Origin of the sequence: Ruminococcus sp. OM04-4AA (assembly GCF_003462585.1) — a bacterium.
Taxonomy (GTDB): domain Bacteria; phylum Bacillota; class Clostridia; order Lachnospirales; family Lachnospiraceae; genus Mediterraneibacter; species Mediterraneibacter faecis.
Genome location: NZ_QTZH01000003.1, coordinates 86,933 through 113,225, shown reverse-complemented (window position 1 = coordinate 113,225; position 26,293 = coordinate 86,933). Strand labels below are relative to the sequence as shown.

The window sequence follows — 26,293 nt, the reverse complement described above, 5'->3', positions numbered from 1 at the left end:
TACACTTTTTTGAAACTGTGCTAAAATAAATCGTTGTATTATGTCATCGCAGTGATATGATTCACATGGAAAATAGAAATACAGAAACAATCAAAATGATGTATCTTGAAGACCGTCCTTATGAAAAATGTGAGCAGTACGGTGCAGAACATCTGACAGATGTGGAACTTTTAGCTGTTTTACTTCGTACCGGAACGAAAGGGGAGAATTCGCTTCGGCTTGCCCAGAAGATTCTGCATCCACCATTTGGCTCTGAAGGACTTCTCAGCATCCCACAGTGGTCTATGGAACAACTGCTGAAGATCAAAGGAATCGGAAAGGTAAAATCCATCCAGATTCTTTGTCTGGCAGAACTTGCAAGACGTATGGCGAAAGCAGAAGCCTCACTGGGATTGGATTTTTCCTCCCCGGACAGTATTGCACGTTATTATATGGAGGATCTTCGGCATAAGAAACGGGAAGTAATGAAGCTTTTGCTTCTGAATACCAGATCCAGGCTGATCAGTGAGATGGATGTTTCAACAGGAACTATAAATTCCACACTTGTTTCTCCACGGGAACTGTTTGTGGAAGCTTTGCAGAAGAATGCTGTATCCATTATTCTTTTGCATAATCATCCGAGTGGAGATCCGACACCAAGCAAAGAAGATCTTCTGACAACCCGGCGCGTCCGTGAAGCAGGGGCTTTGATCGGTATAGAACTTCTCGATCACATCATTATTGGAGATAATTGTTATTTCAGTTTAAGGGAGAAAGGATTCTTTTCTCAAGAATCTGCAAATAGATAAGGGAATGGAGTGTATTTATGGCCAGGAATGTATATGGGTTAGATCTTGGAACTTATGATATCAAGATTTTTGATAAGAAAAAAGACCGCATATGGCATGCCAAGAATGTAATTGCCATGAAAGATAAAAAATATATTTTTTCTGTCGGAGACGATGCTTATGAGATGTATGAAAAGGCTCCGGGAAATATACAGATCATATTTCCGATGAAGAATGGTGTCATTGCCCGTTTTGATGACATGCAATATCTTCTCGGAGATCTTTTGAAGGAAGAGCGTCCGTTTATCCGTGGGGCAGAATATGTGATCGCTGTTCCTACAGATGTCACAGAAGTAGAAAAGAAGGCTTTCTATGATCTTGTGCTTCATTCTGAAGCGAAAGCAAAATCAGTAAGAATTGTAGAGCGCGGTCTTGCAGACGGACTTGGACTTGGGATTGATGTTCTGGAAGAACCAGGAGCTTTTATCGCCAATTTAGGTGGAGGAACAACAGAACTTTCCATTCTTTCCTACGGTGGTATTGTTATGAACCGTCTGCTTAAGATCGGTGGCGAACAGCTGGATAGTGCAATTGCCAATCTTGTCCGTCATTCTAAAGATTTTATAATTGGCCGTCCGACTGCCGAACGGCTGCGAAAAGAATTTGGAGTTTTTGACCAGTCCACCGGAAGCTTTCTTACTGTATACGGCAGAGATATGATGCGCGGCGGTCCGTCGCACATTGACATTCCAATCAGTCTTGTACGGGCAGCGATCAAAGAACCTTTGAGAGAATGTGTACAGGCCATTCATTCCATGCTCGACCGTACGCCTCCCGATGTCCGGAGAAATATTAATAAAAACGGGATTTATATTACTGGAGGACTTGCTAATCTGCGAGGGATTTCTACTTATCTGGAAGAAAGTATCGGTCTGCCGGTTCACATGAAAACAGACCCTGAACTCTGTGCCGTCAAAGGTCTGCAGAGGATCATACTGAATAAGACCTTGTATAGAAAATTAAGTTACTCCATGTTAGACGAAGATTATAGGTGGTTAAGATAATATGAAAAAAAAGAAGAATCAGACTTCTGTTATGAACAGATATTTACTTATAGGACTTTCTGTTTTCTGCATTTTTATGATGCTGTTATCTTCCTTTTCAGACAAAGTAGGAGGTCCATTTAAAGTTGTTGCAAATGTAACCGTTATCCCTCTTCAGCAGGGAATCAATCAGATTGGTGGCTGGATGGGAGATATGAAAGACAATTTCCAAACTCTGAAACAGGTACGCGCAGAAAATACAAAGCTTCAAAAACAGGTTGACTCTCTGATTACAGAAAATAACAATCTGCAACAAGAACGTTATGAGCTTCAGAGACTGCAGGAATTATATCAGTTGGACAAGAACTATGCGGATTACAAAAAAACTGCTGCGCATGTAATCGGGAAAGATTCCGGAAACTGGTTCAGTACATTTACCATTGACAAAGGAAGTAAAGACGGTATTGCCGCAGATATGAACGTAATGGCCGGAAGCGGTCTTGTCGGCATTGTCACAGAAGTTGGTCCAACCTGGGCAAAAGTCCGTTCTATTATCGATGATTCAAGTAATGTAAGTGCAATGGTACTTTCTACTTCTGACCGTTGTATCGTAAGTGGAGATCTGTCACTTATGAGTGATAACCAGATTCGTTTTGGTCAGATGGAAAACAATGATAATACGGTTTCCGTCGGAGACCAGATCGTCACTTCTTATATTAGTGATAAATACCTGCAGGGAATCCTGATCGGATATGTCAGTGAAGTAACGGTCGACTCTAACAATCTGACTCGTTCCGGATATATTACACCGGCTGTAGATTTTAAAAATCTTCAGGAAGTTCTTGTTATCACAACAACGAAAGCGGATTTGGTTGGATCCAATCAGAGCGAATAGGAGTGAATACTCATGAAATTAATGAAATTTAAAAGAGCTGCTGTAACTGTACTGATCGTACTTGCAGCATATCTGCTCCAGTGTACCTTATTCAATCATCTGGAACTTGCCGGAATTAAACCTAACCTGATTCTGATTGTCACAGCATCCTTTGGTTTTATGCGTGGGCAGAAAGAAGGAATGCTGGTCGGTTTCTTTGCTGGCCTTATCACAGATATTCAGTTTGGTACAATTTTGGGATTTTATGCATTACTTTACCTGGTAATCGGTTTTGTAAACGGATTATTTGAACAGCTTTATTTTGATGAAGATATCAAGCTGCCGTTATTTTTGATTTCTGTCAGCGAATTTCTCTACGGTATCATCATTTATTTGCTCATGTTCATGTTGCGAAGTGATTTTAACTTTTTATATTATCTCAACCGCATCATCGTTCCTGAACTGATTTACACAATCGTGATCACACTGGGATTATACCCACTGATTTTATTTATTAACCACAAACTTGAAGCAGAAGAAAAAAGGAGTGCAAGTAAATTTGTTTAGAAATATTTTAGACCGTCTGAAAGAAGCCGGAGCTTACCTGATGCAGTCAAGACTCGTTACTTTGATCATTATATTTTGTGTCAGTTCTTCCATCCTGATCGGAAGATTATTCTATCTTCAGATCGTAAAAGGGTCTGATTATCTTGAAAACTACGAATATTCTATCCGCCGGACGACATCCGTTGCAGCAACACGCGGAAATATTTATGACCGTAATGGAAATCTGCTGGCTTATAACCAGCTGGCTTATTCCGTGACAATTAATCTGTCAACCGTTGAAAACTCCATCACAACAGATAAACGTTCTGAAAAAAATGCGGCATTAAATAAAATCCTGGATCAGGTTCTTTCTATCGTAGAATCAAATGGAGATTCTGTTGTTTCAAGTTTTGGTATCATCCTGGATCCTCCGGAACCTATCAGTTTACACAGTCAAGCGATACCCAGAAGCTCCGTTTTATTGCAGATGTCTATGGAAAAAGAACAATAGATGAGCTTACAGAAAAGCAACAGAACCAAAGTGCAGCAGATATCATTCATTATCTTTGTACTGATGAAAAATATGGATATGGCCTTGATGACAGCACATTAGAACCTGCTTATATTTTAAAGATCATCAACATGCGTTATGCAATGGCATTAAATGCATATCAGCAGTATATTGATACAGTTCTTGCATCCGATGTAAGTGACGAAACAGCAGCAGCAATTATGGAGAATAAGGACGTTCTTACCGGTGTTGACATTTCAGAAGATTCTATCCGAAAATATACCGATGGAATGTATTTTGCATCTATTATCGGATATACCGGACAGATTTCCCAGGATGAATACGATGCGCTGGACAAGGATGAAAAGAAAAAGTACTCTCTGTCTGATATTGTAGGAAAGGCCGGCATTGAACAAAGCATGGACAATGTCCTTCAGGGCACAAAAGGTGAAAAAACCGTGTATGTAGATAACCTCGGACGTGTAACTGATACTGTCAGCCGGAAAGATCCTGAAGCCGGAAATGATGTATATCTGACGATTGATAAAAATCTTCAGGAAAGTACTTATAAACTTCTGGAAGAGAAGATTGCCGGAATTGTTTTATCCAAACTACAGAATGTTCTGGAATACGATACATCCAGTGTAGATGACTCTAAGAATCTGATCATCCCGGTCAGTGATGCATATTATAATCTGATTGGAAATTCCGTCATCGATTCCGGACACTTTTCAAGCAGTGATGCAAAAACTGCCGAGCAGCAGGTTTATTCCATTTTTCAGGAAAAGAAGACGGCGACGATTTCCGAGCTCGAATCAGAGCTTCAGAACTCACAGGCCAGTGCGTATACAGATCTTTCCAATGAAATGAAAGCATATATGGATTACATCTGTGATACCCTGCTGACAAAGGATACAGGCATCCTTATGTCAGATCAGATTGATAAGAATGATGCTACTTATATTGCATGGGCAAAAGATGAGACAATCAATTTATATACTTACCTGAATTATGCGATTTCTAAAAACTGGATCGATACTTCCAAACTTGGAAGCAGTTCTTATTCCAGTTCAGAAGAGATTTATCAGGAGATTTTAAAATATTTAAAAGAATATTTAGCAGATGACAGTAATTTCGACAAACTTCTCTACAAATATCTTATAAAATCAGGTAGTGTTACTGGTGAACAAGTTTGTGCTATCGTATATGAACAGGGTATTCTTCCTATGGATGACTCGACCTATAACGGATTACTCAACGGAAAGACAAATGCTTTTTCCTGGATCAAGAGCAAGCTGGAAAACCTTGAACTTACACCTGGTGAACTGGCACTTGAGCCATGTTCTGCTGGTGCAGTTGTAACAAATCCAAATACCGGAGAAGTTTTAGCATGTGTTTCTTACCCTGGATATGACAATAATCGTCTCTCAAACGTAATGGATCGTTCTTATTATGTGAAGTTGAGCATGGGTATGTCACGTACCTTCTACAACAGAGCGACCCAGGAGAAGACAGCACCAGGTTCTACTTATAAAATGCTTTCTTCTGTAGCCGGTCTGACAGAAGGGGTAATTAACGGAAACTCCTATATCAGTTGTTCAGGTGTATTTGACAAGATCACACCAAGTCCAAAATGCTGGATTTATCCAAGTGCTCATGGAAGTCTGAATGTAGTAGGTGCACTGCAGCATTCCTGTAATGATTTCTTCTATGAAGTTGGTTATCGTCTTGGACAAGACTCGAATGGTAACTATGACAGTAATACCGGTCTTGAAAAACTGGCAAAATATGCAAAAATGTTTGGATTTGACCAGACGTCAGGAATCGAAATTCCTGAATCACAACCTCAGATTTCTGATTCTGACTCTGTTCGATCTGCCATTGGACAGGGTACCAACAACTATACTGTCAGCCAGATCAACCGTTATGTGACAGCTGTTGCAAACAGAGGAACTGTTTACAGTCTTTCTCTCATTGATAAAACAACCGATTCGAATGGAAAACTGATTAAAGATTATACTCCGGAAGTTGTAAATCAGATGGATGAGATCAGCTCAAGTACATGGGATCTGGTACACAATGGAATGGAAAGCATGGTAAAAAGCAGCTCCACCTTCGCCGGAATGGATATTTCCATGGGAGGAAAAACCGGAACTGCCCAGTATAGTAAGATACATGCAGATAATGTTCTGTTTGTCGGTTATGCGCCGGCAGATTCACCTGAAATTTCAATTGCTGTCCGCATTGCAAATGGATATGCGTCTACCTATGCAGCTGAAATTGGAAGAGATATCACAAAAGTGTACTTCAATCCAGAATCCGCCGATGAACTGCTTCAAGGATATGCTTCTTCTTTAGGAACTGCAGAAGCCGGTGATTAATTAAGATAACGAAAGGGGATGGGATCATGAGTGAACTGGTAACAATAAAAAGCAGTCATTCCGGTATAGAGCTGCGGCTTAATGCCAAACTCCCATTCCCGGATCTTTTAAAAGCTGTAGAAGAGAAATTCCGACAATCTGCTGATTTTTTCAAGAATGCAAAGATGGCAGTTTCATTTAGCGGAAGGACACTTTCCATCAGCGAAGAGGAGCAGTTAATACAGGTTATTACGCAGACGACAAACCTTGAGATTATCTGTATCATTGATCATGATGAACGCAAGGAACTGATCTACAAAAAAGCGGTAGCACAGTGTTTATCTGAACGTGAAAAATCAGATGGACAATTCTATCGCGGAACATTAAAGCGAAGACAGCTTCTTGAATCCGAATCCAGCATTGTGATCTTAGGAGATGTTGAATTCGGAGCTAAAGTAGTTGCAAAAGGAAATATTATCATTCTCGGTACTCTCTATGGATCTGTTCATGCGGGAGCTGCCGGTGACAGGAATGCTTTTATCATTGCTCTCTCCATGCAGCCGCAGCGACTTGTAATCGGAGATATTGAAGCAAAACGTCAACTGATCTATCAGGACAGCCTTTCCATCAACGGACCGCAAATTGCAGTTGTTGACGGAAAAAGAATTTACCTTGATCCACTGATAGAATAAATCTTTGGAAAGACATAAGCATGGGAAATAGGAGGAATATTCAACATGGGTGAAGTAATCGTCATTACATCGGGAAAGGGCGGTGTTGGAAAAACAACAACAACAGCGAATATTGGAATTGGTCTGTCTTCAGCAGGAAAAAAAGTTCTTGTAATTGATACAGATCTCGGACTTCGAAATCTGGATGTTGTTCTTGGACTTGAAAATCGCATTGTCTACAATCTTGTTGACGTCATTGAAAGCAAATGTCGTCTGAAACAGGCAGTGATCAAAGATACGCGATTTGAAAATCTGTACCTGCTCCCATCTGCCCAGACAAAAGATAAGACAAGCGTATCACCGGAACAGATGAAAAAACTGATTGACGAACTAAAAGATGATTATGACTTCATTCTTTTAGATTGTCCAGCAGGAATTGAACAGGGCTTTAAAAATGCAATTGCAGGCGCACAGCGTTCCATTGTTGTTACAACACCTGAAGTTTCCTCAATTCGTGATGCTGACAGAATTATCGGACTGCTTGAAGCTTCCGGCATCCGGAAAAATGAACTTCTGATCAATCGTCTGCGCGTTGACATGGTTCGCAGAGGTGATATGATGTCTGTAGAGGATGTCACAGAGATTCTAGCGATTGATCTGCTTGGAGTCATCCCGGATGATGAGTCTGTTGTTGTTGCAACCAATCAGGGAGAACCGGTAGTCGGCGAAGATTCCTTAGCCGGAAAATGTTACCAGAATATCTGTAGACGTCTGTTAGGAGAAGAAGTCCCGATTTCCGATTTTAATCATAAACCCGGACTTCGCAGTAAACTCTCCAGTCTTTTTCATAAGAACTAGGAGGTCACATTATGAGTGTACCTTCTGTTACAATTGCAAAAGACAGGTTGCGAAATTTGCTAATTACTGACAGAATTCAATGTACACCCGATATGATAGAATTTCTGACATCGGATTTATATCAGACGATTTCTAAATACATAGAAATCTCCCCGGAACAATTTGATGTCAAAATAACACGCACGGATATACATATAAAATATACAGGAGAAAAACATTGAAATCATTTTTTACTAATTTGAAACAGCGTTATAATATTAGAGATTATAAAATCAGTCTGGTTTTTCTGGTCACTCTGATTTCACTGGTCGGAATCCTTATGGTCCGAAGTGCAAGACCTGATTTAATGAATCGTCAGATTATGGGCGTTTGTCTTGGTCTGATTGTTATGTTTATTATCTCTTTCATTGATTATAAATGGATTTTAAACCTATATTGGCCGCTTTATGCTCTGAATATTGTTATGCTCCTGGCTGTTTTGGTTTTTGGAACAAAAGTAAATGGCGCGAGAAGATGGCTGAACCTTGGATTTACACAATTCCAGCCTTCCGACCTTACAAAAATCCTTATGATTCTGTTCTTTGCAAAATTCTTAATGGAACGAGAGCAGAAGATTAAAGAACCCAAAACGATTATTCAGGCAATTGCTTTAATCCTTCCATCACTTGCATTGATTTACAAGCAGCCAAACTTGTCTACAACAATTTGTATTGCCGCATTGTTTGCTGTCCTTCTTTACCTTGGAGGATTAAGCTACAAACTCATTGGAACCGTTCTTGTAATCACAATACCGACGATCATTATACTGCTTGTTGTTGCAATACAGCCAAACCAGCCGTTCTTAAAAGACTATCAGCAGGAACGTATCCTTGCATGGCTGGAACCTGAAAAGTATGCCGACGACGAATCTTACCAGCAGTTAAATTCCGTTATGGCAATTGGGTCCGGACAGCTAACCGGAAAAGGGTATGATAATGACGCAACAACATCCGTTAAGAACGGAAATTTCGTATCTGAGCCGCAAACAGACTTTATTTTTGCAATAATTGGTGAAGAATTAGGATTTGTGGGTTGTTGTGGAGTCATAATTTTGTTATTATTAATTGTGATAGAGTGTATCTTAATTGGTTTGAAGGCCAAAGATACAGGAGGGCGGATCATTTGCGGAGGCGTTGCTTCACTGATTGGAATCCAGAGCTTTATTAACGTCAGTGTAGCTACAATGATTTTCCCAAATACAGGCTTGTCCCTCCCATTTGTCAGTTATGGACTGACTTCCGTAGTATGTTTTTTCATGGGAATCGGTTTTGTATTAAATGTAGGCTTACAGCCTAATAAATATCAGTAAAGAGAGGATACCACTATGAATATCGGATTAGTAGCGCATGATGCGAAGAAAAAATTGATGCAGAATTTCTGCATTGCATACCGTGGGATACTCAGTAAGCATAATTTATATGCAACAGAAACCACCGGTATACTGGTCGAGAATGTAACAAACTTAAGCATTCACAAATATCTTGCTGGACATCTCGGAGGAAAACAGCAGCTCGGCTCACAGATTGAACACAATCAGATGGATCTTTTGATTTTCTTCCGTGATCCACTGACACCTCACTCACATGAACCGGATGTTAATGACATTGTTAAGCTTTGTGATATTTATAACATTCCGATCGCAACAAATATCGCAACTGCTGAAGCATTGATCCTTGCTCTTGACAGAGGCGACCTTGACTGGCGGGAGATGTATCGATAATATGAGTAAACCATATAAAAAGAAGAGAAGACGAAGAAAGCAACGGCATTCTGTCAGCCGCATACTTATTCCTGTCATATGTCTTATTGTTGTATTGTCCGGAGCTGTCGGCGGAGTCTGGTATTACAAAGAATATGGTGGTGATCCTGTCCGGACATATGAGACAGCCACTTATAACTCTAATTTATACCAGGGAAGTTTGTTTGCTGATGATTTATGCGTCGCTGCTGATGATGTGGCTCTCACTGGATTTGATGATGAGGATTCTCTTCATGCCGCAGGATTATTCAATCTAAATGATGAAACAGTTGAATATGGATATAAACTTTATGATAAATTATATCCTGCAAGTACAACAAAGCTTATGACTGCATACCTTGCTTTTAAGTACGGTAATATGGATGACATTGTAACTGTTTCTGACAGTGTTTCAAGCTTTGCCTCTGATGAAGTAGTCTGCAACCTGCAGCCTGGTGATACAGTGACACTTTATGATTTATTATGTGGTCTTTTACTTCGTTCAGGTAATGATTGTGGTGTTGCTATCGCTGAACATATTTCCGGAAGTGTAGAAGCTTTTGCTGAGCTTATGAACTCAGAAGCGAAAGCTCTTGGTGCCACTGGCAGTCATTTCGTGAATCCTCACGGACTTCATAATGAAAACCACTATACAACAGCATATGACCTGTATCTGATCTTTAATGCCTGCATTCAGGATCAGAGATTTATGGACATTATTTCCATGGATTCTTATACAATGAATCTTACCGGAGCAGATGGTACAACAAGAACATTTGATGTAGTCCCAACCAACTATTATTCCTCAGGGAAGATCAATGCCCCTGAAGGGATTCGTGTATTTGGCGGTAAGACCGGTACCACAGATGAAGCAGGGTGCTGTGTGATCCTTTATAGCGAAGATCTGGAAAAGAATCCTTATATTTCCATTATTATGGGGGCTGAAGATAAGAGTTTTCTTTACCAGGAGATGAACCGGCTTCTTGAGGCTGGAGAAACAACTAAAACAGAATAAAGAAAAACCGATACGAAAAAGCCATGTGGCACAGAGCAACAAATTAGAAGCTTTCATTTTTAATCTGTCCGCATGGTTTTTTTCTATCTTATTTCATGTAATATTCTCCTTTACCGTTTCCTGTTTTCAGTAACGCTCTTTTGATTTATTAATATGTATTCTTCCCCTGAAAGGCTGGAATATACACAAAAAAATGATATACTAACAAAGTTAAAGCAGAAATGACAGGAGGTAATATTTTTATCTTGGCAAAGAAAAAAAAACAAGTCTGTAAATATAAAAAGATATAAGGCAAAAAAAGAATTTAATATTGGAATGTTTCTGTTTGCCGTTGTATTTATTTATCTTATTGTTACTATTACCGCATATCTTTTAGAAGATAAGCCTTCTATTTATGAAGTGCGGGAGGGCAGTATTGTGAAGGATAATACCTATACTGGATTGATCATCCGCCAGGAAACAACTGTAAATGCAGAATCAGACGGCTACATTAATTATTATCAGAATGGGAACAGCAAAGTCAAATATGGCGCACCTGTTTATGCAATTTCAAAGAATGCTTTGAATTTTGATGATTCATCTACGGAATCATCTTCAACTGCAGATCTTAGTCCTGATGTTCAATCAGGACTTGTGACACAACTTCAGACATTCAATGAAAACTATGACAATTCCAACTTTTCAAGTATCTATACCTTAAAGAATGAGCTGCAAAATACATTGCAAAATGCATACCGCACAACTAAAACTGCGCAGCTTGCATCTGTAATTGAGAGCAGCGGACAAACTGTCACAACAGCTTCTGCCGGACAGGACGGAATTGTTTCCTATACGATTGATGGTTTAGAGTCCTTAACTGTTGACAATTTTACAGCAGATAATTTTAATAAAACAAATTATAAAGTAACTGAGCTTACCGATCAGATGAAGATATCAAGCGGTTCACCGGCTTACCGCTTGATTACCAGTGAAAACTGGTACGTAGTGATACCTTTAAAAGAAGACACCGCAAAAGAATTTCAGAAATCTGATTTACAGAATGTGCAGGTCCGCATAGATAAAGACAGTGAAAAGATGTGGTCCGCTTTCTCTGTTCTTGAACGAGATGGGAATTTCTATGGTGTTCTGACCTTTGACAACTCTATGATTCGTTATGCATCAGAGCGTTTTCTGAACATAGAACTTATCTTAGAAGATGAGTGTGGCCTGAAGATTCCAAAATCTGCCGTAGTAGAAGAGCAGTTCTTTGTAATTCCTCATGATTACATTACAAACGGAGGTAACAGCTCTTTAGAAGGTGTTATGGTTTTGGATTCAAAAGGAACTGCCTCATTTCAGGCTGTTGATATCTATGACACCTCCGATGATGGAGAAGTTTATTTAAGTCGAGATCAGCTGAAATCCGGAACAGTGATTGTAAAACCGGATTCTTCTGATACTTATACGATTGATACCCAAAAGCCATTAAAGGGAGTCTACAATATCAATAAAGGATACGCTATTTTCAAAAAAGTATCCATTTTATGTGAAAGCGACGAATATTACATTGTTCAGGAAGGAGATTCTTACGGACTTTCAAATTACGATCATATCGTACAAAACGGAGCCGGTGTTTCCTCTGATGATGTTGTATTTCAGTGATTTGATTTTGTAGCCCTTTGAAAATTGGATACAAAATCAAAAAGAGGATAATCAAATTTAAAAAAGGAGAGATAACTTATGCTAGAAACACAGTTAAAAGAAGTAGAAGCAAAGATTCAGGCAGCCTGTGACCGTGCCGGACGCAAGCGGGAAGAAGTTACATTGATCGCCGTAAGTAAGACAAAACCGATAGAAATGCTTCAGGAAGCTTACGATCTCGGTGTCCGTGTGTTTGGTGAGAATAAAGTGCAGGAAATCACAGCCAAATACGATGCACTTCCTGATGATATCCATTGGCACATGATCGGACATCTGCAGACCAATAAGGTAAAATATATTATTGATAAAGTAGATCTGATCCACTCTGTCGATTCTGTCAAGCTTGCAGAGACAATTGAAAAGGAAGCTGCAAAACATAATCTTACAGCTAATATTTTAATTGAAGTAAATGTTGCTCAGGAAGAAAGTAAGTTTGGACTTAAAACAGAAGAAGTTCTCCCGTTTATTGAAAAGATTGCAAATTTCGAACATATCAAGGTCTGCGGACTGATGACAATTGCACCTTTTGTCGATAACCCGGAAGAAAATCGTCATATTTTCGCAAATTTACATAAATTATCTGTTGACATTAATGAGAAAAACATTGATAATGTTTATGTGAACATACTTTCAATGGGAATGACCAATGATTACGAGGTTGCCATAGAAGAGGGAGCAACTATGGTTCGAGTTGGAACTGGTATCTTTGGTGCAAGGAACTATAATATCTGACTTAATCTATTAACCTGAAGAATGAGTTACTGTTTACAGTATTTTTGGAACAGTAATTGAATAGTATCATTTTTTCGTTGGACTGTATGAATAAAAAAGAGCGCCACCTGAAAAAGGGGACAAGATAGGAGTGTAAAAATGGGTGTATTTGATAAATTTCTTGACATCATGAAGTTAAATGATGACGATTATGATGACGATGAATTTTATGATGATGATGATTTTGCAGATGACGGTGATTTTGAGGAAAAACCGCGTCGTTCTTTCTTCGGTAAGAAGAATAATAAAGAGGAATCTTTCAATGACTTTGATGCTGATGAAGGTAAGACGTTTCAGCCTTCCGCTTCCAGCAAGGTTACACCAATGCGTCCTGCTGCAAAACACGGCGGAAACATGGAAGTATGCGTTGTAAAACCAACTTCTGTAGATGATTCCCGTGAGATCACAGAGACATTACTTGCAGGCCGTACTGTAATCCTTAACTTAGAAGGTATGGATCTTGAGATCGCACAGAGAATTATTGATTTTATTTCCGGAGCAGCATTTGCGATCAGCGGAAACCTTCAGAAGATTTCCAGCTATATCTTCCTTGTTACACCTACAAATGTTGATATTTCCGGTGATCTTCAGGATCTTCTCAGTGGATCTATGGAAACACCAAGTGTTCGTGGAAGATACTAGAATTTAACTTCAACTATAGGAACTGGATTTTAGAATTATTATGATAAAAGAAAATCAGAAAAAAGAAACAAAGCTTTTGGAACACAGATTTATTGAACTTTCCAGAATTGCTTTTGAACGTGAAATTGTTACATATTCGGATTTTCTTAACCTGAATGATCAGAATATCCTGCATACCCTGCCAAAGAACAAGCTTTATTCAAGATATGTCCTCTTTGGCGGGTATGATATGGCGGAGCGTCAGATGGCTGCATTTATCCCTGAGGCTCTTTCTTTGCGTTATGGGGTATCTGATATTACTCCGAAAGAGATTGATTATCCGTTTTGTGCTGTGAAAATAGAACCAAAAAATAAAAGATTTTCCGAAGACCTGACTCACAGAGATTTTCTTGGTTCCATATTAAATCTTGGGATTGACCGTTCAAAAACCGGGGATATTCTTGTGACAGAAGATTCAGCACTTCTTTTTATCAACAAGGACCTTGCATCTGTTGTAACAGAAGACTTAACCCGGGTTCGTCACACTGTTATAGATAGTTCTGTCATCAACTTAGATATGATAAACTACACACCTGATTTCCAGCAGATAAAAGGAACTGTTTCATCTGTTCGCTTAGACAGTCTACTTCCACTTGCATTTTCTTCTTCCAGAAGTAAACTGTCCGGACTCATTGAAGGCGCAAAGGTCTTTGTAAACGGCAAATTGATTACAAGCAATGGATATCAGGTAAAAGAAGGAGATCTTATCTCTGTACGCGGATTAGGTAAGTTCCGTTTTGAGGAAGCAGGGAAAATCACTAAAAAGAATCGGATCAGTGTAACTATTCAGAAATATGTATAATCTAAAAAGCTTAGAAAAGAGGAGCTTATCGACTCATGAATAATACAAAAACAAAGACAAAGAGTTATCTTTTCGCTGCCATTGGGTTTCTGCTCACATTAGCACTTGACCAATGGACCAAATATCTTGCATCTACTATTTTACGCCGTCTCGAGTCTTTCTCTTTGATTTCCGGAGTTTTTGAACTTCGCTATCTTGAGAACCGCGGAGCTGCATTTGGTATTATGCAGAATCGACAGATTGTATTTGTGGTCGGAGGTATTATTATACTCGCTGTTATTTTGTATCTGTACCAGAAGATGCCATTTACACCACATTACAGACCACTGCGTATCTGTGCTGTACTGCTTGCATCCGGAGCCGTGGGAAATATGATCGATCGTGTGAAACTTGATTATGTTGTTGACTTTTTCTATTTCCGACTGATTGATTTTCCAATCTTTAATGTTGCAGACTGCTATGTTGTAATTGCATGTATTTTATTTGTTGTTCTCATTTTATTTTATTATAAGGACGACAACGATTTTGAGTTTTTAAATTTTAAAAACAGATAAAAACCCACAACAGGAAGGATTCTGAAAGCTTATGGAAGAACTTCATTTTAATGCGGATATTACAGGGGAAAGGATCGATAAATTCCTTGACGGGAGAATAGAGAGCCTTTCCCGTTCTTATATCCAGAAATTAATTAAAGAAAAAAAAATTCTTGTAAATCAATTACCGGTTAAAGCGAATTACAAGTTAACAACAGGGGATACTATCATTCTTCAGATCCCTGACCCGGAACCACTTGATATTCAGCCCGAAAATATTCCTCTGGATATTCTCTATGAAGATGATGACATTCTCGTCGTTAACAAACCAAAAGGAATGGTTGTACATCCTGCACCGGGACATTACAGCCATACGCTGGTCAATGCGGTTCTATATCACTGTGGAGAAAACCTGTCAGGAATCAATGGTGTAATCCGTCCGGGAATCGTCCATCGGATTGACATGAATACAACCGGTTCCCTTCTGATCTGTAAAAACGATAAAGCCCATCAGATTCTTGCAGAACAATTGAAAGAACATTCTATCACAAGAAAGTATCACGCTATCGTACATGGCAATCTGAAGGAGGATACAGGCACTGTAAACGCTCCGATTGGTCGGCACCCTACAGATCGTAAGAAGATGAGTACAAAAGCACCAAATGGGCGACATGCAGTCACTCATTACCGTGTATTGGAAAGATTTGGTAATTTTACCTACATTGAGTGCCAGCTTGAAACCGGTCGGACACATCAGATCCGCGTTCATATGTCCAGTATCGGACATCCAATTCTGGGCGATGAGATTTATGGTCCTGCAAAATGTCCTTATAAACTCCAGGGACAGACTTTGCATGCAAAAATCCTTGGTATCACTCATCCATCTACAGGAGAATACATAGAATTTGACGCACCTTTGCCAGACTATTTTAAAGATTTATTAAATAAATTAAGAAAACAAAACTAAGTATAGGAAATAGTATAGGAAATAGTGAATTGACATTGTCTTTTTTCATCTTTTTGGTTATAATATACATAAGATTTCGCATAGACTTGAAAAGGAGTGTGACTTATTATGAAGACAAATACTATTATAACAATCGGACGTCAGTACGGAAGTGGTGGAAAAGAGATCGGACATTTCGTTGCCGAGGCATTTGGAATTAAATTATACGACAAAGAAATGCTTGCACGTGCAGCAAAAGAAAGTGGTATCTGTGAGGAATTATTTGAGACTCATGACGAAAAGCCAACGAACAGTTTTCTATATTCTCTTGTGATGGATACATATTCTATGGGATATGCCGGCAACACATACACGGAGATGCCTATCAATCACAAAGTTTTTCTTGCACAGTTTGATGCAATTAAAAAGATTGCAGATGAGGGACCATGTGTCCTGGTAGGCCGTTGTGCAGATTATGCACTTGAATCCTATCCAAATGTTGTCAGCATCTTCATTCGTGCAGATATGGAAGATCGTATTCGTCGTGTAGCAACAAGACTTGATCTTACGGATGCGAAAGCAAAAGATCTGATCAATAAGACGGATAAAAAGAGAGCAAGCTATTACAATTATTATACAAACAAGAAGTGGGGCGAGGCAGCCAGCTATGAGCTTTGCTTAAACAGTTCTGAACTCGGAGTACAAGGTACAGCGAAAGCAATTGAACAGTATATTCTTTTAAAAGAAAGTATTGAAAAAGAAGCCAGAAATATTGTTTAATCTTATTTATTAAAATGTATAGTGCAAAGGATACAGAAGAGCAGTAGTGCATTCTTTCTGTATCCTTTTTATCTATTCTTATTCTTTTTACTTCCTATACTTCACGAAGCTTTACAGCACCTGCCGCCTGACGGCGTCGGTCTTCATCGATTGCTGCATAATGTTTCTTTGTTGTATTGACATCTTTATGCCCCAGAACATCTGCGACAAGATAAATGTCTCCGGTTTCTTTATAAAGTGCTGTTCCGTAAGTGCTGCGCAGTTTATGTGGAGTTATCTTCTTATTCGGAGTGACCTCCCTGGCGTACTTCTTTACCATATTTTCAACTGCCTGAACGCCCATACGTTTTCGCTGGGTAGACAGGAACAGTGCGTTTTCGTGACCGGAGAGTGGTATAGTTTGCTTCCTGGTCGTGTAAAGATACGTCTTTAATGCATTCTCAACCTCTTCACCGAAATACACAACCATCTGATTCCCACCTTTTCGTGTTACAGTAATTCCGTTATTCTTAAAATCAATATCCTGGAGATCCAGTCCAACACATTCTGATACACGGATTCCTGTTCCAAGCAGAAGCGTCAGAATTGCCAGATCTCGATTTTTTGTCTTTTCAAAATAGGCTTTCCGCTGACCTGTAAGATTATCCCCTCCATGATCAACATAATCCAGGAGCATTGCGATCTCATCCGTATCGAGCCGTATAATCGCTTTCTCGTGCATCTTTGGCATCTCCACAAGCAACGTAGGGTTCTTACTGATAATTTGACGCTTAAAATAATATCCATAAAAGCTACGAAGCGCAGACATCTTTCTTGCAAGTCCCTTTTCTGTGTTCGTGATACATTTTTCTTCGTCATTCTTATAGACCTTCAGATATTCCTGGTATTCCTCAATATCTACTGGCTCCAGGCGTTCCAGATCATGTACCTCAAATTGTTCGATCGTATAATTTTTATAAACCGGATTATTCTCCATAAGGAAATGAAAGAAAACACGAATATCATAGGCATAAGAAATCCTGGTCCGCGCAGATGTCGTTGGTTCCACGGCACGAAAATAATCCTTTGCAAATGGAGGTAATGTCTTCAGGATCTCTCTGAGACGTAATGTGTTATCTATATATGTCTGTTCGTGATATGTTTTTCTGTTAGAAGTTTCTGCCATATTAAAAGCTCCTTTATAGATTCAAATTTACTGAAAACCCCATATTTCTTATATATTTTAACATAAGTACTGTTTTTCGTCTATATCTTTTGGAAAAATCGGTATTTGTCGTATAGATTGATTTCTGTTAATAAAATCCGAAGAGACTATCTGCTGCTATTTAAAGCGCTATTTCTGGAAAGCAGATAGCAATCTTCTTCGGATTCAGGGAGTGTATATATCAATACATAGGGTGTATATTGATACCATTTATAATTTTTCGTAAGCGATCATCAGGTATTGACCTGCATGAATCGTATCTGAATCAAGATGATTCATCACCTTAAGTGCTTCTACATATTCGCTTACGGAGCCGTATCCGTCTGTAATTGTTTCTTCTGCAATGCTCCAAAGGCTGTCACCTGGTTCAATTAATCTGCTTGTGTAACAGATCTCAATAGCATCTGAAGTTCTCTGTTGATCTATTTCCTTTGCCGAAACTCGGAACATTCCAAAGTACATACAGCTGCAGAGAATAAAAGAATACTGCATATTACCAAACCAGAATGACGAATAACACCATGTTTCTTCTTTGAATTTACTGAATGATTTCCTGAATACTTTTTCATAATCCTCTTCCTCTCTTTTCGCTTACTGTATACTTATCTTCTGTTATTGCTATGTATCGAACATCTGTTCTTTTGTATTTTTATTATATCGTTCGAACAAATGTTTGTCAAGCATTTTACTTCATAAAACCGAACATATTTTCGCAACAAATGTTTGCTTTCTAAAAAATGCTGTGTTATTATGTTCTTATGATTATAGTAGATTCGGAGGGAACAATATGTCAGAAGGGAATATTACTCCTAAGCAAAAAGAGATTTTAGAATATATAAAAGACCAGATTTTAACAAGAGGCTTTCCGCCGGCAGTTCGTGAGATCTGTGAGGCTGTGAATTTAAAGTCTACCTCTTCCGTTCATTCGCATCTGGAGACGCTGGAAAAGAATGGTTACATAAGAAGAGACCCTACCAAGCCCCGTGCAATTGAGATTCTGGATGATAATTTCAACCTGACAAGAAGAGAGATGGTGAATATTCCGATCATAGGCCGTGTCGCTGCCGGCGAACCGCTTCTTGCAGAACAGAATATTGAAGATTATTTTCCTATTCCTGTAGAATATATGCCAAACAAGCAGACATTTATGCTTCAGGTACAAGGTGAAAGTATGATCAATGCAGGAATTCTGAGTGGGGATTATGTTATTGTTGAGCAGACTCCATCTGCTGAAAATGGGGAACAGGTAGTTGCACTGATTGAAGATGGCGCTACAGTCAAGACTTTCTATCGTGAAGAAGGTATTATCCGCCTGCAGCCGGAAAATGATGCATATGATCCGATCATTCTTACAGATGTCACTATCCTGGGTAAGGTAATCGGTGTTATCCGTATGTATTAAATCTCATTACTGGATATAGGATTTTTAATTAGAACTCAAAGTATAAAAAACTGGCAGAGTGTAGTACTCCACTACTCTTCTGCCAGTTTTTTATAACTCTCATTATTTATGCTTCAAGATCTTCAACAGACACATGATGTCCATCTTTCCAGATTCTCTCCAAATTGTAGAACTGTCTGTTCTCTCTGTCAAATACATGTACAATAATATCACCAAAATCAAGCAACACCCATCTTCCGGATGCATTTCCTTCTCTCTGTACCAGAGAATATCCTGCTTTATGCAGTTCTTCCTCCACATTGTCCACAAGAGCATTCACCTGACTGTCACTGTTACCATTTACAATCAGGAAATAATCTGCAAGTACAGACACGCCTGAGATATCGATGATCTGGATATCTTCTCCTTTTTTATCACTGAGGGCTGTATATGCCAGCTTTGCCATTTCTTTTGACTGATTCATCATTATTCTCCTTTATCGCTATAATATTGATAAGTTTCAATGCTCATCGGATCTACCGGCTTACCATTCTTACGCAGATAATTAACCGTATTCCCTGCACAAAGACAGATTGCGTGGTCAATATCGACAAACACAGTTTCACGGATCTTTTGAAGACCAGGAATTATCTTTCTGTTCGGTTCGATATAATCAGCAATATAAATAATCTTCTCAAGCATTGTCATCTTCGGTCGTCCTGTTGTATGCCATGTAATTGCGCTTAAAACGCCTTTATCGATCACACCATACTCTTTCTCTGCGAAATATGCTCCCAGTTTCGCATGAACCAATGCAGGCATCTCAAGTTCTGATTGTGTAAGCAGAATACCGTGTTTTTGACATCTCTCAACCTGTTCCTGCACAGAACCATACTTTCCACAATCATGCAGGAGTCCTGCCATCATAGCATCATCGATATCTTCATGATAACGCATTGCAAGAGATGCTGCTGTATACATAACTCCGATTGTATGTTCAAAACGATCTTTTTTCAGCTTTTTTTCCAGTTGTTTTCTAATGTCAACGAAAGCTTCCTTCATAATCGTATTCTGTCTCCTCTCTGGTTACTGTTCACCGCCGTTTTGGCAGGTGCAGATAAAATATGCTTTAAATATATAGTTTCTTTTCTTTGATGTAATCCGCGACAACATCAGGCACCATATAACGCACGCTGAGCCCCTTTGCTGCCCTTTCTCTTATTGTAGTGGAGGAAATCTCTACCAACGGTGCGCGAAGCAGTTCTATATGCGCTCCGTATGCTTCCGTGAGATATCGTATCTGTCCCTTCATTGCTGAAGCATCTTTGTCGTCACGCATTGCTGCAAGAATCGTACAGGTCGTAAAAATTTTTCTGAAATCTTTCCACTCTTCAAAAGCAAACAGAGAATCCGCTCCGAGAATAAAATAAAATTCATCGTTTGGGTAGATCTCGTTAAAATGCCTCATTGTCTGATACGTATAAGAATGCTTCTTCGTATCCGCTTCTGAAAGATTCAATGAGAAATTCGGATTACTTTTTATTGCAAGACGAACCATCTCGATCCTGTGATGCATTGCTTCTTCTGTATCGAGTGTCTCTTTGTGTGGAGGATTTCCATTCGGTAAAAACCAGATCTCATCAAGCCCAAAATCTTCATAAGCAAACTCACCAAGAAGAAGATGTCCTATATGAATTGGTTCAAAGGTTCCGCCCATAATACCAATCTTCATTGTCTGTACCTGTTCCTTTTCTACTGTAAGAAACACGCTTTGCGAGTTTCTTATATTCAAATTCAGCTTCCGAATCATAAACTCAGAAGCTGAATAATAATTATTTTGGAAGCTGAATTTTCTTTTTATCGTCTTTTCCTTCTTTGTAAAGAACGATTTTCTTTCCGATCACCTGAACAACCTGAGACTGTGTTCTCTCTGCAAGTGTCTCTGCGATTTCTCTCGGATCATCCATGCAGTTCTTCAGAACACTGATCTTGATCAGCTCACGTGCTTCCAGTGCCTCGGCAATTGCTCCGTAAGTCCCGGATTCATGCTTGCTTTTCCAACCTGGAAAATCGGATCCATTGTCATTGCAAGTCCTTTTAAATAGGCTCTTTGTTTTGTAGTCATAATATTCTCCTTATTTATAATAGTCAAACTGAAGTCCATACATTCTAACTGTATCACCTTCCTGGATACCTGCTTTTTCAAGATCTGCCAAAATACCAGAATCTTTTAAGAACTTTTGGAAGAATGCAAATCCCTTCTCTGAATCAAGATTCGTATATCCAAGCATTTTCTCAATCTTCGGACCTTCAACTACATACATTCCATCTGCCTGTTCTACCGTATAAGGAAGATCTTCATAGATCAGTTCATCATCCGGGAAGTATTCCTGCTCGAATACTACCGGTTTCTGATCCAGCTTCTGAAGCTCGTTACTTACGTAGTAGAGAAGATCGGAGATTCCTTTTCCTGTAGCTCCGGAGATAGGAAATACTTTGATTCCCTTTGGCTCAAATTCATCTTTCAAGCGCTGAACCGGATCATCTTCCGGATCATAGATCAGATCCGTCTTGTTTGCTGCGATTACCTGCGGACGTTCCGCAATTTCCGGATTGTAAGCAGCAAGCTCTGCATTGATCTTATGAATATCATCAACCGGATCTCTTCCTTCTGTTCCTGCTGCATCTACAACATGGATCATTAACTTTGTTCTCTCTATATGGCGAAGGAACTCATGTCCAAGCCTACACCTTCGGATGCACCCTCGATCAATCCAGGAATATCAGCCATAACAAATCCCTTTGCTCCATCCAGATCAACAACACCAAGATTCGGATTCAATGTTGTGAAATGATAGTTCGCAATTTTCGGTTCCGCATTTGTAACACGGGAAAGCAATGTAGATTTACCAACGTTCGGGAAACCGATCAGACCAACATCTGCGATTACCTTTAATTCCAGATTCACTTCCAGCTCTCTTGCCGGCTGTCCCGGCTGTGCATACTTCGGAACCTGCATGGTGGAAGTAGCAAAATGCTGATTTCCAAGTCCGCCTCTTCCGCCTTTTAAGACAACCTGACGTCTGTTCTCTCCGGACATATCAGCGATAACTTTTCCTGTAACAGATTCTTTAATTACTGTACCTTCCGGCACACGAAGAACAAGGTCTTTTCCGTCCTTACCGTGACAGCGGCGCTTTCCGCCCTGTTCCCCATCTTCGGCAGCAAATTTTCTCTTATGTCTGTAGTCAACAAGAGTATTCAGCCCTTCATCTACTTCGAAGATCAGGTCTCCGCCGTGTCCACCGTCTCCACCGTCCGGTCCGCCGTTTGGTACATACAGTTCTCTGCGGAAGCTGCAGTGACCGTCTCCGCCTTTACCGGAACGGATCAATATCTTAGCTCTGTCTGCAAACATATTATTCTCCTCTTAATTTGTATCAACAACTGTTTCTGTATCTTTATTCACATCATATATGCGTAAATTTCTTCATCATCTGACAATAAAAGATTTCTTTGAAAGAAAAAGCCTCAGACCTTAAAAAACGTCTGAGGCTTCCTTTTGCCATGTATGCGAGTGAAAAGATTCCGTCGGAACTTTCCAGCCAAAACTGATTACTCAGCTACTGGATAGATAGAAACCTGTTTCTTATCTCTTCCTTTTCTTTCAAATCTTACTACACCGTCTACAAGTGCAAACAGAGTGTCATCTCCACCGCGTCCTACGTTAAGTCCTGGATGGATCTTTGTTCCACGCTGTCTGTAAAGAATGTTACCAGCTTTTACAAACTGTCCGTCTGCTCTTTTAGCGCCCAGTCTCTTTGCCTCGGAGTCACGACCGTTCTTTGTAGAACCAACTCCTTTTTTATGAGCGAAAAACTGAAGATTCATTTTCATCATGGTAATTACACCTCCTTGAAAATTATGTCGATATATTTCTCGTAGTCATTGCTGTCTTCTATCTCTTCCAGACCAAGAATCATGGAATCCAGCAATAATGTGGCATCATGTGATGGTATTCCGTCAAAACGGAACTCAATACTTCCGGTATCTTCATCCGAAACGCAGCTTGTCTCATCATCTGTAAAACGCTCAATCGAATTCAGCGCATTGATCACGAGAGCGGATACTCCGGCACAGACAATGTCTTCACCGGCCTCTGCATATCCCGCATGACCCTCCATATCAAACCCAGCATATTCCTGCCGTTCGGTCTTATAAATGGTTACCTTAATCATCAGAAACAGATTAAGCGTTGATCTTTTCGATCTTTACTTCTGTGTACTGCTGTCTGTGACCGTTTTTCTTATGGTATCCAGATTTTCTCTTATACTTGTAAACGATAACTTTCTTAGCTTTACCGTCACCGATTACAGAAGCTGTAACTGTTGCACCTTCAACTGTCGGGTTACCAACAACCATCTTGTCGTTGTTAACTGCAAGTACCTGGTCAAATGTATAAGTCTCACCAGCTTCTACCCCAAGTTTCTCTACTCTAATGATATCGCCTTCAGCTACTTTGTACTGTTTACCACCTGTTGCTATAATCGCGTACATATGGCACCTCCTATTATCATTACTCGCCAACTATGGTGTCTGAAATCAGAACTTAAATACCTCGTTGTGCGGCATACTCATATATATTAACTTGCGAATTTAGATTTGTCAATAGGGTTCATCTAATTTTTTTATTTTTTCATAACAGTATTCAATAATACTTTTTCTTGTTATGATTCCAATGAATTTCTTCTGGTCATCCACAACCGGAACAAAATTCTGATTCATCGCTTTCTGAAGAAGATCCTCCATATCAGCATCTGCCGATACAGCCTCATAATCTGCTTTTCTTGGAAAATCCTGGATAAAAATTGTCTCTGCCTCTTTCAGATTCAGATTCGTATACTTCTTGATTCCCCAGAGGATATCTCCTTCTGTCATTGTTCCGACATATTCCCCTGCCTTATTCAGCATTGGAATTGATGCATATTTATGAAATTCCATTGTTTCCAAAACCTGACGTAATGTACTGTAATCATAAATAAAAGCGACCTCGCTCTTCGGTTTCAGAAAAAATAAGATATTCATCTCTTTTCAGCCTTTCTTGGTTTTAAATCTGTGTCAATACAAAAATCTCATACAATGCCTTGATCGCATTTTTAAAATCATCATGACGTACACCAACGATGATATTAAGCTCACTGGATCCCTGGTCGATCATCTTGACATTAATGTGTGCGTGAGCAAGTGCAGAGAAGATTCTTCCTGCCGTACCTCTTGTAGACTTCATTCCACGACCCACAATTGCGATCAGTGCAAGATCGGACTCAAGTTCAATGTGATCTGGATCTACAGCTTTGTGAATACCTGCAAGAATCTGCTGTTCTTTTTCTTCAAACGCATCCTTGTGGACAAAAATTGTCATTGTATCAATTCCAGATGGCATATGCTCGATAGAAACACCATTATCTTCAAATACCTGAAGTACTTTACGACAGAAACCAACTTCTGAGTTCATCATCGCTTTTTCAATTGTGATCGCAGCGAATCCATCTGTTCCGGCGATTCCTGTAATTGTGTACTTCGGCTGACAGCATGTTGCTTCTACGATAAGTGTTCCTTTGTCCTCCGGAGCATTTGTATTACGGATATTGATCGGGATTCCTGCTCTTCTTACCGGGAAGATTGCATCTTCATGAAGGACACTTGCGCCCATGTAAGAAAGCTCACGAAGCTCTTTATATGTAATTGTCTCAATTGATTTTGATCCTTTTACGATTCTTGGATCTGCAATCAGGAATCCTGATACATCAGTCCAGTTCTCATAAAGATCTGCATTGACTGCACGAGCTACAAGAGAACCTGTGATATCAGAACCACCTCTTGAAAATGTAACTACACGTCCTTCCTCTGTTGCTCCGTAGAATCCCGGGATAACAGCATTCTTAGCCTTTTCAAGTCGTGCAGACATAATTTCATTTGTGATCTCGGACTGGAAATCTCCATTCTCGTCAAAACGAACAACCTCTGCTGCATCAATAAATTCAAATCCAAGATATGCAGCCATAATCTTACCATTCAGGAATTCTCCTCTGGATGCTGCATAGTTGCTTCCAGCTTTTTCTGCAAAGTTCTTGCGGATCACTTCAAAATCCTCATCCAGGGAGAACTTCAAACCGAGTCCATTAATAATTTCCTGATATCTATCTTTAATTGCTGCAAGCTTCTCTGTGAAATCTTCACCGTTCTCAGCAGCTGCATAGCAGCCATAGAGCATATCTGTTACCTTTGTATCAGCTGAAAAACGCTTTCCCGGAGCAGACGGTACAACATATCTTCTGGATTCTTCTGCACGGATAATATTTCCAACTTTTTTAAACTGTTCTGCGCTCGCAAGAGAACTTCCGCCGAACTTTACTACTTTCTTCATTCTCGCTATTCCTCCAATGTAATTCTGCGTTGCTGTTTCGAGTTTCCCGTGAACAGTAACAATACTGCTTTCTGCATTATCGGTTCATTATTATACAGTGTTCCACAGTTCTTGTAAACTTTTAAATAAGAAAACTTATAGGAATTTCTTATAAACATTAATAATCATCAATCAAAACGTGATCTCTCCATATTCCGCCCGTGCAGCCTTTTTCAGATCATCCGGTTTCAATTTGATCTGCATTCCAATCTTCCCGCCACTTACATAAATGTATTCCTGATGCTGTGCACTGGAATCGATCACAGTCGGAAATTGCTTCTTCATTCCGATTGCCGTACAGCCACCACGCACATAACCGGTCACCGCAGTAATATCCTTCACATGGAGCATTTCTACTGATTTTTCCCCAACTGACTTCGCAGCCTTTTTCAGATCAAGTTCCGCCGCGATCGGAATAACAAACACATAATGTCCGCCTGTTTTTCCAACTGTCACAAGCGTCTTATATACCTGTTCATGCGGAAGACCGATTTTATCTGCTGTTGTGATTCCATCGACAAATTCATCACACTCATAGGTTTCATATTCATATGGGATCTTGTTCCTGTCCAAGATTCTCATTGCATTTGTTTTTAGTTCTTTCTTACTCATTATATTAGCATCTCC

Annotated in this window: 31 protein-coding genes and 2 pseudogenes; 20 read left to right on the top strand and 13 right to left on the bottom strand. The window is 39.5% G+C overall.

Annotated elements, in window-relative coordinates:
* Window positions 1-95 precede the first annotated feature (95 nt).
* From radC to DXB52_RS02165, 19 genes are all read left to right on the top strand, one after another.
* Window positions 96-788 (top strand): RadC family protein, encoded by a 693-nt coding sequence (gene radC, locus DXB52_RS02250; RefSeq protein ID WP_472519908.1) that lies wholly within the window; start codon window positions 96-98, stop codon window positions 786-788.
* Window positions 789-805: 17 nt separating this feature from the next.
* Window positions 806-1,831, top strand: a complete 1,026-nt coding sequence (locus DXB52_RS02245; RefSeq protein WP_118106381.1) for a rod shape-determining protein — start codon at window positions 806-808, stop codon at window positions 1,829-1,831.
* 1 nt (window position 1,832) lies between these two features.
* Window positions 1,833-2,705 carry a rod shape-determining protein MreC gene (mreC, locus tag DXB52_RS02240; protein WP_020436008.1) on the top strand — a complete coding sequence of 291 codons (873 nt, stop codon included), beginning with the start codon at window positions 1,833-1,835 and terminating at the stop codon, window positions 2,703-2,705.
* Between the two features lie 12 nt (window positions 2,706-2,717).
* Complete coding sequence (mreD, locus tag DXB52_RS02235) at window positions 2,718-3,251, top strand: rod shape-determining protein MreD (protein ID WP_118106379.1); 534 nt, start codon at window positions 2,718-2,720, stop codon at window positions 3,249-3,251.
* Window positions 3,244-3,741 (top strand): hypothetical protein, encoded by a 498-nt coding sequence (locus tag DXB52_RS16505; RefSeq protein WP_472519907.1) that lies wholly within the window; start codon window positions 3,244-3,246, stop codon window positions 3,739-3,741. Before mreD ends, DXB52_RS16505 begins: the two co-directional genes overlap by 8 nt.
* Window positions 3,711-6,122, top strand: a complete 2,412-nt coding sequence (locus DXB52_RS02230) for a penicillin-binding transpeptidase domain-containing protein (RefSeq protein ID WP_472519909.1) — start codon at window positions 3,711-3,713, stop codon at window positions 6,120-6,122. The genes DXB52_RS16505 and DXB52_RS02230 overlap by 31 nt, the downstream gene beginning before the upstream one ends.
* Before the next feature lie 26 nt (window positions 6,123-6,148).
* A complete protein-coding gene (locus tag DXB52_RS02225; protein ID WP_118106376.1) occupies window positions 6,149-6,793 on the top strand; it encodes a septum site-determining protein MinC in 645 nt (214 codons plus the stop codon).
* Between the two features lie 45 nt (window positions 6,794-6,838).
* Entirely contained in the window at window positions 6,839-7,630 is a 792-nt protein-coding gene (minD, locus tag DXB52_RS02220; RefSeq protein WP_015529238.1) for a septum site-determining protein MinD, read from the top strand.
* An 11-nt stretch (window positions 7,631-7,641) separates the two neighbouring features.
* Complete coding sequence (locus tag DXB52_RS02215; protein ID WP_015529237.1) at window positions 7,642-7,851, top strand: cell division topological specificity factor MinE; 210 nt, start codon at window positions 7,642-7,644, stop codon at window positions 7,849-7,851.
* A 17-nt stretch (window positions 7,852-7,868) separates the two neighbouring features.
* Window positions 7,869-8,978, top strand: a complete 1,110-nt coding sequence (locus DXB52_RS02210) for an FtsW/RodA/SpoVE family cell cycle protein (protein ID WP_472519906.1) — start codon at window positions 7,869-7,871, stop codon at window positions 8,976-8,978.
* Window positions 8,979-8,993: 15 nt separating this feature from the next.
* Window positions 8,994-9,389 (top strand): methylglyoxal synthase, encoded by a 396-nt coding sequence (locus DXB52_RS02205; RefSeq protein ID WP_015529236.1) that lies wholly within the window; start codon window positions 8,994-8,996, stop codon window positions 9,387-9,389.
* A gap of 1 nt (window position 9,390) precedes the next feature.
* Window positions 9,391-10,422 (top strand): D-alanyl-D-alanine carboxypeptidase family protein, encoded by a 1,032-nt coding sequence (locus tag DXB52_RS02200; RefSeq protein WP_118106374.1) that lies wholly within the window; start codon window positions 9,391-9,393, stop codon window positions 10,420-10,422.
* Between the two features lie 315 nt (window positions 10,423-10,737).
* Window positions 10,738-12,063 (top strand): biotin/lipoyl attachment domain-containing protein, encoded by a 1,326-nt coding sequence (locus DXB52_RS02195; protein WP_181989147.1) that lies wholly within the window; start codon window positions 10,738-10,740, stop codon window positions 12,061-12,063.
* Between the two features lie 78 nt (window positions 12,064-12,141).
* Window positions 12,142-12,834 (top strand): YggS family pyridoxal phosphate-dependent enzyme, encoded by a 693-nt coding sequence (locus DXB52_RS02190; protein WP_117541285.1) that lies wholly within the window; start codon window positions 12,142-12,144, stop codon window positions 12,832-12,834.
* 138 nt (window positions 12,835-12,972) lie between these two features.
* A complete protein-coding gene (locus DXB52_RS02185; protein WP_117568217.1) occupies window positions 12,973-13,515 on the top strand; it encodes a cell division protein SepF in 543 nt (180 codons plus the stop codon).
* Between the two features lie 40 nt (window positions 13,516-13,555).
* A complete protein-coding gene (locus DXB52_RS02180) occupies window positions 13,556-14,356 on the top strand; it encodes a YlmH family RNA-binding protein (RefSeq protein ID WP_117834810.1) in 801 nt (266 codons plus the stop codon).
* Between the two features lie 35 nt (window positions 14,357-14,391).
* A complete protein-coding gene (gene lspA / locus DXB52_RS02175) occupies window positions 14,392-14,910 on the top strand; it encodes a signal peptidase II (RefSeq protein WP_020436001.1) in 519 nt (172 codons plus the stop codon).
* Between the two features lie 31 nt (window positions 14,911-14,941).
* The gene (locus tag DXB52_RS02170) at window positions 14,942-15,856 is read left to right on the top strand and encodes an RluA family pseudouridine synthase (protein ID WP_055156504.1); all 915 of its coding nucleotides are present in this window, start codon (window positions 14,942-14,944) and stop codon (window positions 15,854-15,856) included.
* A 108-nt stretch (window positions 15,857-15,964) separates the two neighbouring features.
* Window positions 15,965-16,615 carry a cytidylate kinase-like family protein gene (locus tag DXB52_RS02165; RefSeq protein ID WP_015529229.1) on the top strand — a complete coding sequence of 217 codons (651 nt, stop codon included), beginning with the start codon at window positions 15,965-15,967 and terminating at the stop codon, window positions 16,613-16,615.
* 94 nt (window positions 16,616-16,709) lie between these two features.
* On the opposite strand, the gene DXB52_RS02160 is transcribed toward DXB52_RS02165, so the two are convergent.
* Window positions 16,710-17,780, bottom strand: coding sequence for a tyrosine-type recombinase/integrase (locus DXB52_RS02160; RefSeq protein ID WP_117541293.1), 1,071 nt, complete (start codon window positions 17,778-17,780; stop codon window positions 16,710-16,712).
* 249 nt (window positions 17,781-18,029) lie between these two features.
* Window positions 18,030-18,281: a LysM peptidoglycan-binding domain-containing protein gene (locus DXB52_RS02155; RefSeq protein ID WP_117579089.1), complete on the bottom strand. Its 252-nt coding sequence runs from the start codon at window positions 18,279-18,281 to the stop codon at window positions 18,030-18,032.
* A 325-nt stretch (window positions 18,282-18,606) separates the two neighbouring features.
* Here DXB52_RS02155 and lexA point away from each other — a divergent pair, with 325 nt between their 5' ends.
* Window positions 18,607-19,221, top strand: a complete 615-nt coding sequence (gene lexA / locus DXB52_RS02150) for a transcriptional repressor LexA (RefSeq protein ID WP_015529226.1) — start codon at window positions 18,607-18,609, stop codon at window positions 19,219-19,221.
* Between the two features lie 106 nt (window positions 19,222-19,327).
* Here the strand turns inward: lexA and rsfS are convergent, their stop codons facing one another.
* From rsfS to ybaK, 11 genes and pseudogenes are all read right to left on the bottom strand, one after another.
* Entirely contained in the window at window positions 19,328-19,684 is a 357-nt protein-coding gene (rsfS, locus tag DXB52_RS02145; RefSeq protein ID WP_015529223.1) for a ribosome silencing factor, read from the bottom strand.
* A 2-nt stretch (window positions 19,685-19,686) separates the two neighbouring features.
* The gene (gene yqeK / locus DXB52_RS02140) at window positions 19,687-20,262 is read right to left on the bottom strand and encodes a bis(5'-nucleosyl)-tetraphosphatase (symmetrical) YqeK (protein WP_117568215.1); all 576 of its coding nucleotides are present in this window, start codon (window positions 20,260-20,262) and stop codon (window positions 19,687-19,689) included.
* Window positions 20,263-20,329: 67 nt separating this feature from the next.
* Entirely contained in the window at window positions 20,330-20,968 is a 639-nt protein-coding gene (nadD, locus tag DXB52_RS02135) for a nicotinate-nucleotide adenylyltransferase (RefSeq protein ID WP_472519905.1), read from the bottom strand.
* A 64-nt stretch (window positions 20,969-21,032) separates the two neighbouring features.
* Window positions 21,033-21,325, bottom strand: a pseudogene (gene yhbY / locus DXB52_RS02130) (ribosome assembly RNA-binding protein YhbY).
* A 10-nt stretch (window positions 21,326-21,335) separates the two neighbouring features.
* Window positions 21,336-22,618, bottom strand: a pseudogene (gene obgE, locus DXB52_RS02125) (GTPase ObgE).
* A 197-nt stretch (window positions 22,619-22,815) separates the two neighbouring features.
* Window positions 22,816-23,100, bottom strand: a complete 285-nt coding sequence (rpmA, locus tag DXB52_RS02120) for a 50S ribosomal protein L27 (RefSeq protein WP_015529219.1) — start codon at window positions 23,098-23,100, stop codon at window positions 22,816-22,818.
* Between the two features lie 5 nt (window positions 23,101-23,105).
* Window positions 23,106-23,438 carry a ribosomal-processing cysteine protease Prp gene (locus DXB52_RS02115; RefSeq protein ID WP_117497006.1) on the bottom strand — a complete coding sequence of 111 codons (333 nt, stop codon included), beginning with the start codon at window positions 23,436-23,438 and terminating at the stop codon, window positions 23,106-23,108.
* A gap of 10 nt (window positions 23,439-23,448) precedes the next feature.
* Complete coding sequence (gene rplU / locus DXB52_RS02110; RefSeq protein WP_015529217.1) at window positions 23,449-23,757, bottom strand: 50S ribosomal protein L21; 309 nt, start codon at window positions 23,755-23,757, stop codon at window positions 23,449-23,451.
* Window positions 23,758-23,865: 108 nt separating this feature from the next.
* The gene (locus tag DXB52_RS02105; RefSeq protein ID WP_015529216.1) at window positions 23,866-24,285 is read right to left on the bottom strand and encodes a CBS domain-containing protein; all 420 of its coding nucleotides are present in this window, start codon (window positions 24,283-24,285) and stop codon (window positions 23,866-23,868) included.
* A 22-nt stretch (window positions 24,286-24,307) separates the two neighbouring features.
* A complete protein-coding gene (locus tag DXB52_RS02100; protein ID WP_117568214.1) occupies window positions 24,308-25,627 on the bottom strand; it encodes an aspartate kinase in 1,320 nt (439 codons plus the stop codon).
* A 171-nt stretch (window positions 25,628-25,798) separates the two neighbouring features.
* Complete coding sequence (gene ybaK, locus DXB52_RS02095) at window positions 25,799-26,278, bottom strand: Cys-tRNA(Pro) deacylase (protein WP_015529191.1); 480 nt, start codon at window positions 26,276-26,278, stop codon at window positions 25,799-25,801.
* Window positions 26,279-26,293: the final 15 nt, after the last annotated feature.

Coding starts and splice junctions, on each gene's coding strand:
- rsfS (WP_015529223.1), bottom strand. CDS start 19,684: ATGAATCAGTCAAAAGAAATGGCAAAGCTGGCATATACAGCCCTCAGT.
- DXB52_RS02195 (WP_181989147.1), top strand. CDS start 10,738: ATGTTTCTGTTTGCCGTTGTATTTATTTATCTTATTGTTACTATTACC.
- DXB52_RS02225 (WP_118106376.1), top strand. CDS start 6,149: ATGAGTGAACTGGTAACAATAAAAAGCAGTCATTCCGGTATAGAGCTG.
- yqeK (WP_117568215.1), bottom strand. CDS start 20,262: ATGAAGGAAGCTTTCGTTGACATTAGAAAACAACTGGAAAAAAAGCTG.
- DXB52_RS02215 (WP_015529237.1), top strand. CDS start 7,642: ATGAGTGTACCTTCTGTTACAATTGCAAAAGACAGGTTGCGAAATTTG.
- minD (WP_015529238.1), top strand. CDS start 6,839: ATGGGTGAAGTAATCGTCATTACATCGGGAAAGGGCGGTGTTGGAAAA.
- radC (WP_472519908.1), top strand. CDS start 96: ATGATGTATCTTGAAGACCGTCCTTATGAAAAATGTGAGCAGTACGGT.
- DXB52_RS02185 (WP_117568217.1), top strand. CDS start 12,973: ATGGGTGTATTTGATAAATTTCTTGACATCATGAAGTTAAATGATGAC.
- DXB52_RS02165 (WP_015529229.1), top strand. CDS start 15,965: ATGAAGACAAATACTATTATAACAATCGGACGTCAGTACGGAAGTGGT.
- DXB52_RS02155 (WP_117579089.1), bottom strand. CDS start 18,281: ATGTACTTTGGAATGTTCCGAGTTTCGGCAAAGGAAATAGATCAACAG.
- DXB52_RS02115 (WP_117497006.1), bottom strand. CDS start 23,438: ATGATTAAGGTAACCATTTATAAGACCGAACGGCAGGAATATGCTGGG.
- mreC (WP_020436008.1), top strand. CDS start 1,833: ATGAAAAAAAAGAAGAATCAGACTTCTGTTATGAACAGATATTTACTT.
- lexA (WP_015529226.1), top strand. CDS start 18,607: ATGTCAGAAGGGAATATTACTCCTAAGCAAAAAGAGATTTTAGAATAT.
- ybaK (WP_015529191.1), bottom strand. CDS start 26,278: ATGAGTAAGAAAGAACTAAAAACAAATGCAATGAGAATCTTGGACAGG.
- rplU (WP_015529217.1), bottom strand. CDS start 23,757: ATGTACGCGATTATAGCAACAGGTGGTAAACAGTACAAAGTAGCTGAA.
- DXB52_RS02190 (WP_117541285.1), top strand. CDS start 12,142: ATGCTAGAAACACAGTTAAAAGAAGTAGAAGCAAAGATTCAGGCAGCC.
- DXB52_RS02245 (WP_118106381.1), top strand. CDS start 806: ATGGCCAGGAATGTATATGGGTTAGATCTTGGAACTTATGATATCAAG.
- rpmA (WP_015529219.1), bottom strand. CDS start 23,100: ATGATGAAAATGAATCTTCAGTTTTTCGCTCATAAAAAAGGAGTTGGT.
- DXB52_RS02170 (WP_055156504.1), top strand. CDS start 14,942: ATGGAAGAACTTCATTTTAATGCGGATATTACAGGGGAAAGGATCGAT.
- lspA (WP_020436001.1), top strand. CDS start 14,392: ATGAATAATACAAAAACAAAGACAAAGAGTTATCTTTTCGCTGCCATT.
- DXB52_RS02160 (WP_117541293.1), bottom strand. CDS start 17,780: ATGGCAGAAACTTCTAACAGAAAAACATATCACGAACAGACATATATA.
- DXB52_RS02100 (WP_117568214.1), bottom strand. CDS start 25,627: ATGAAGAAAGTAGTAAAGTTCGGCGGAAGTTCTCTTGCGAGCGCAGAA.
- DXB52_RS02205 (WP_015529236.1), top strand. CDS start 8,994: ATGAATATCGGATTAGTAGCGCATGATGCGAAGAAAAAATTGATGCAG.
- mreD (WP_118106379.1), top strand. CDS start 2,718: ATGAAATTAATGAAATTTAAAAGAGCTGCTGTAACTGTACTGATCGTA.
- DXB52_RS02105 (WP_015529216.1), bottom strand. CDS start 24,285: ATGAATATCTTATTTTTTCTGAAACCGAAGAGCGAGGTCGCTTTTATT.
- DXB52_RS02180 (WP_117834810.1), top strand. CDS start 13,556: ATGATAAAAGAAAATCAGAAAAAAGAAACAAAGCTTTTGGAACACAGA.
- DXB52_RS02200 (WP_118106374.1), top strand. CDS start 9,391: ATGAGTAAACCATATAAAAAGAAGAGAAGACGAAGAAAGCAACGGCAT.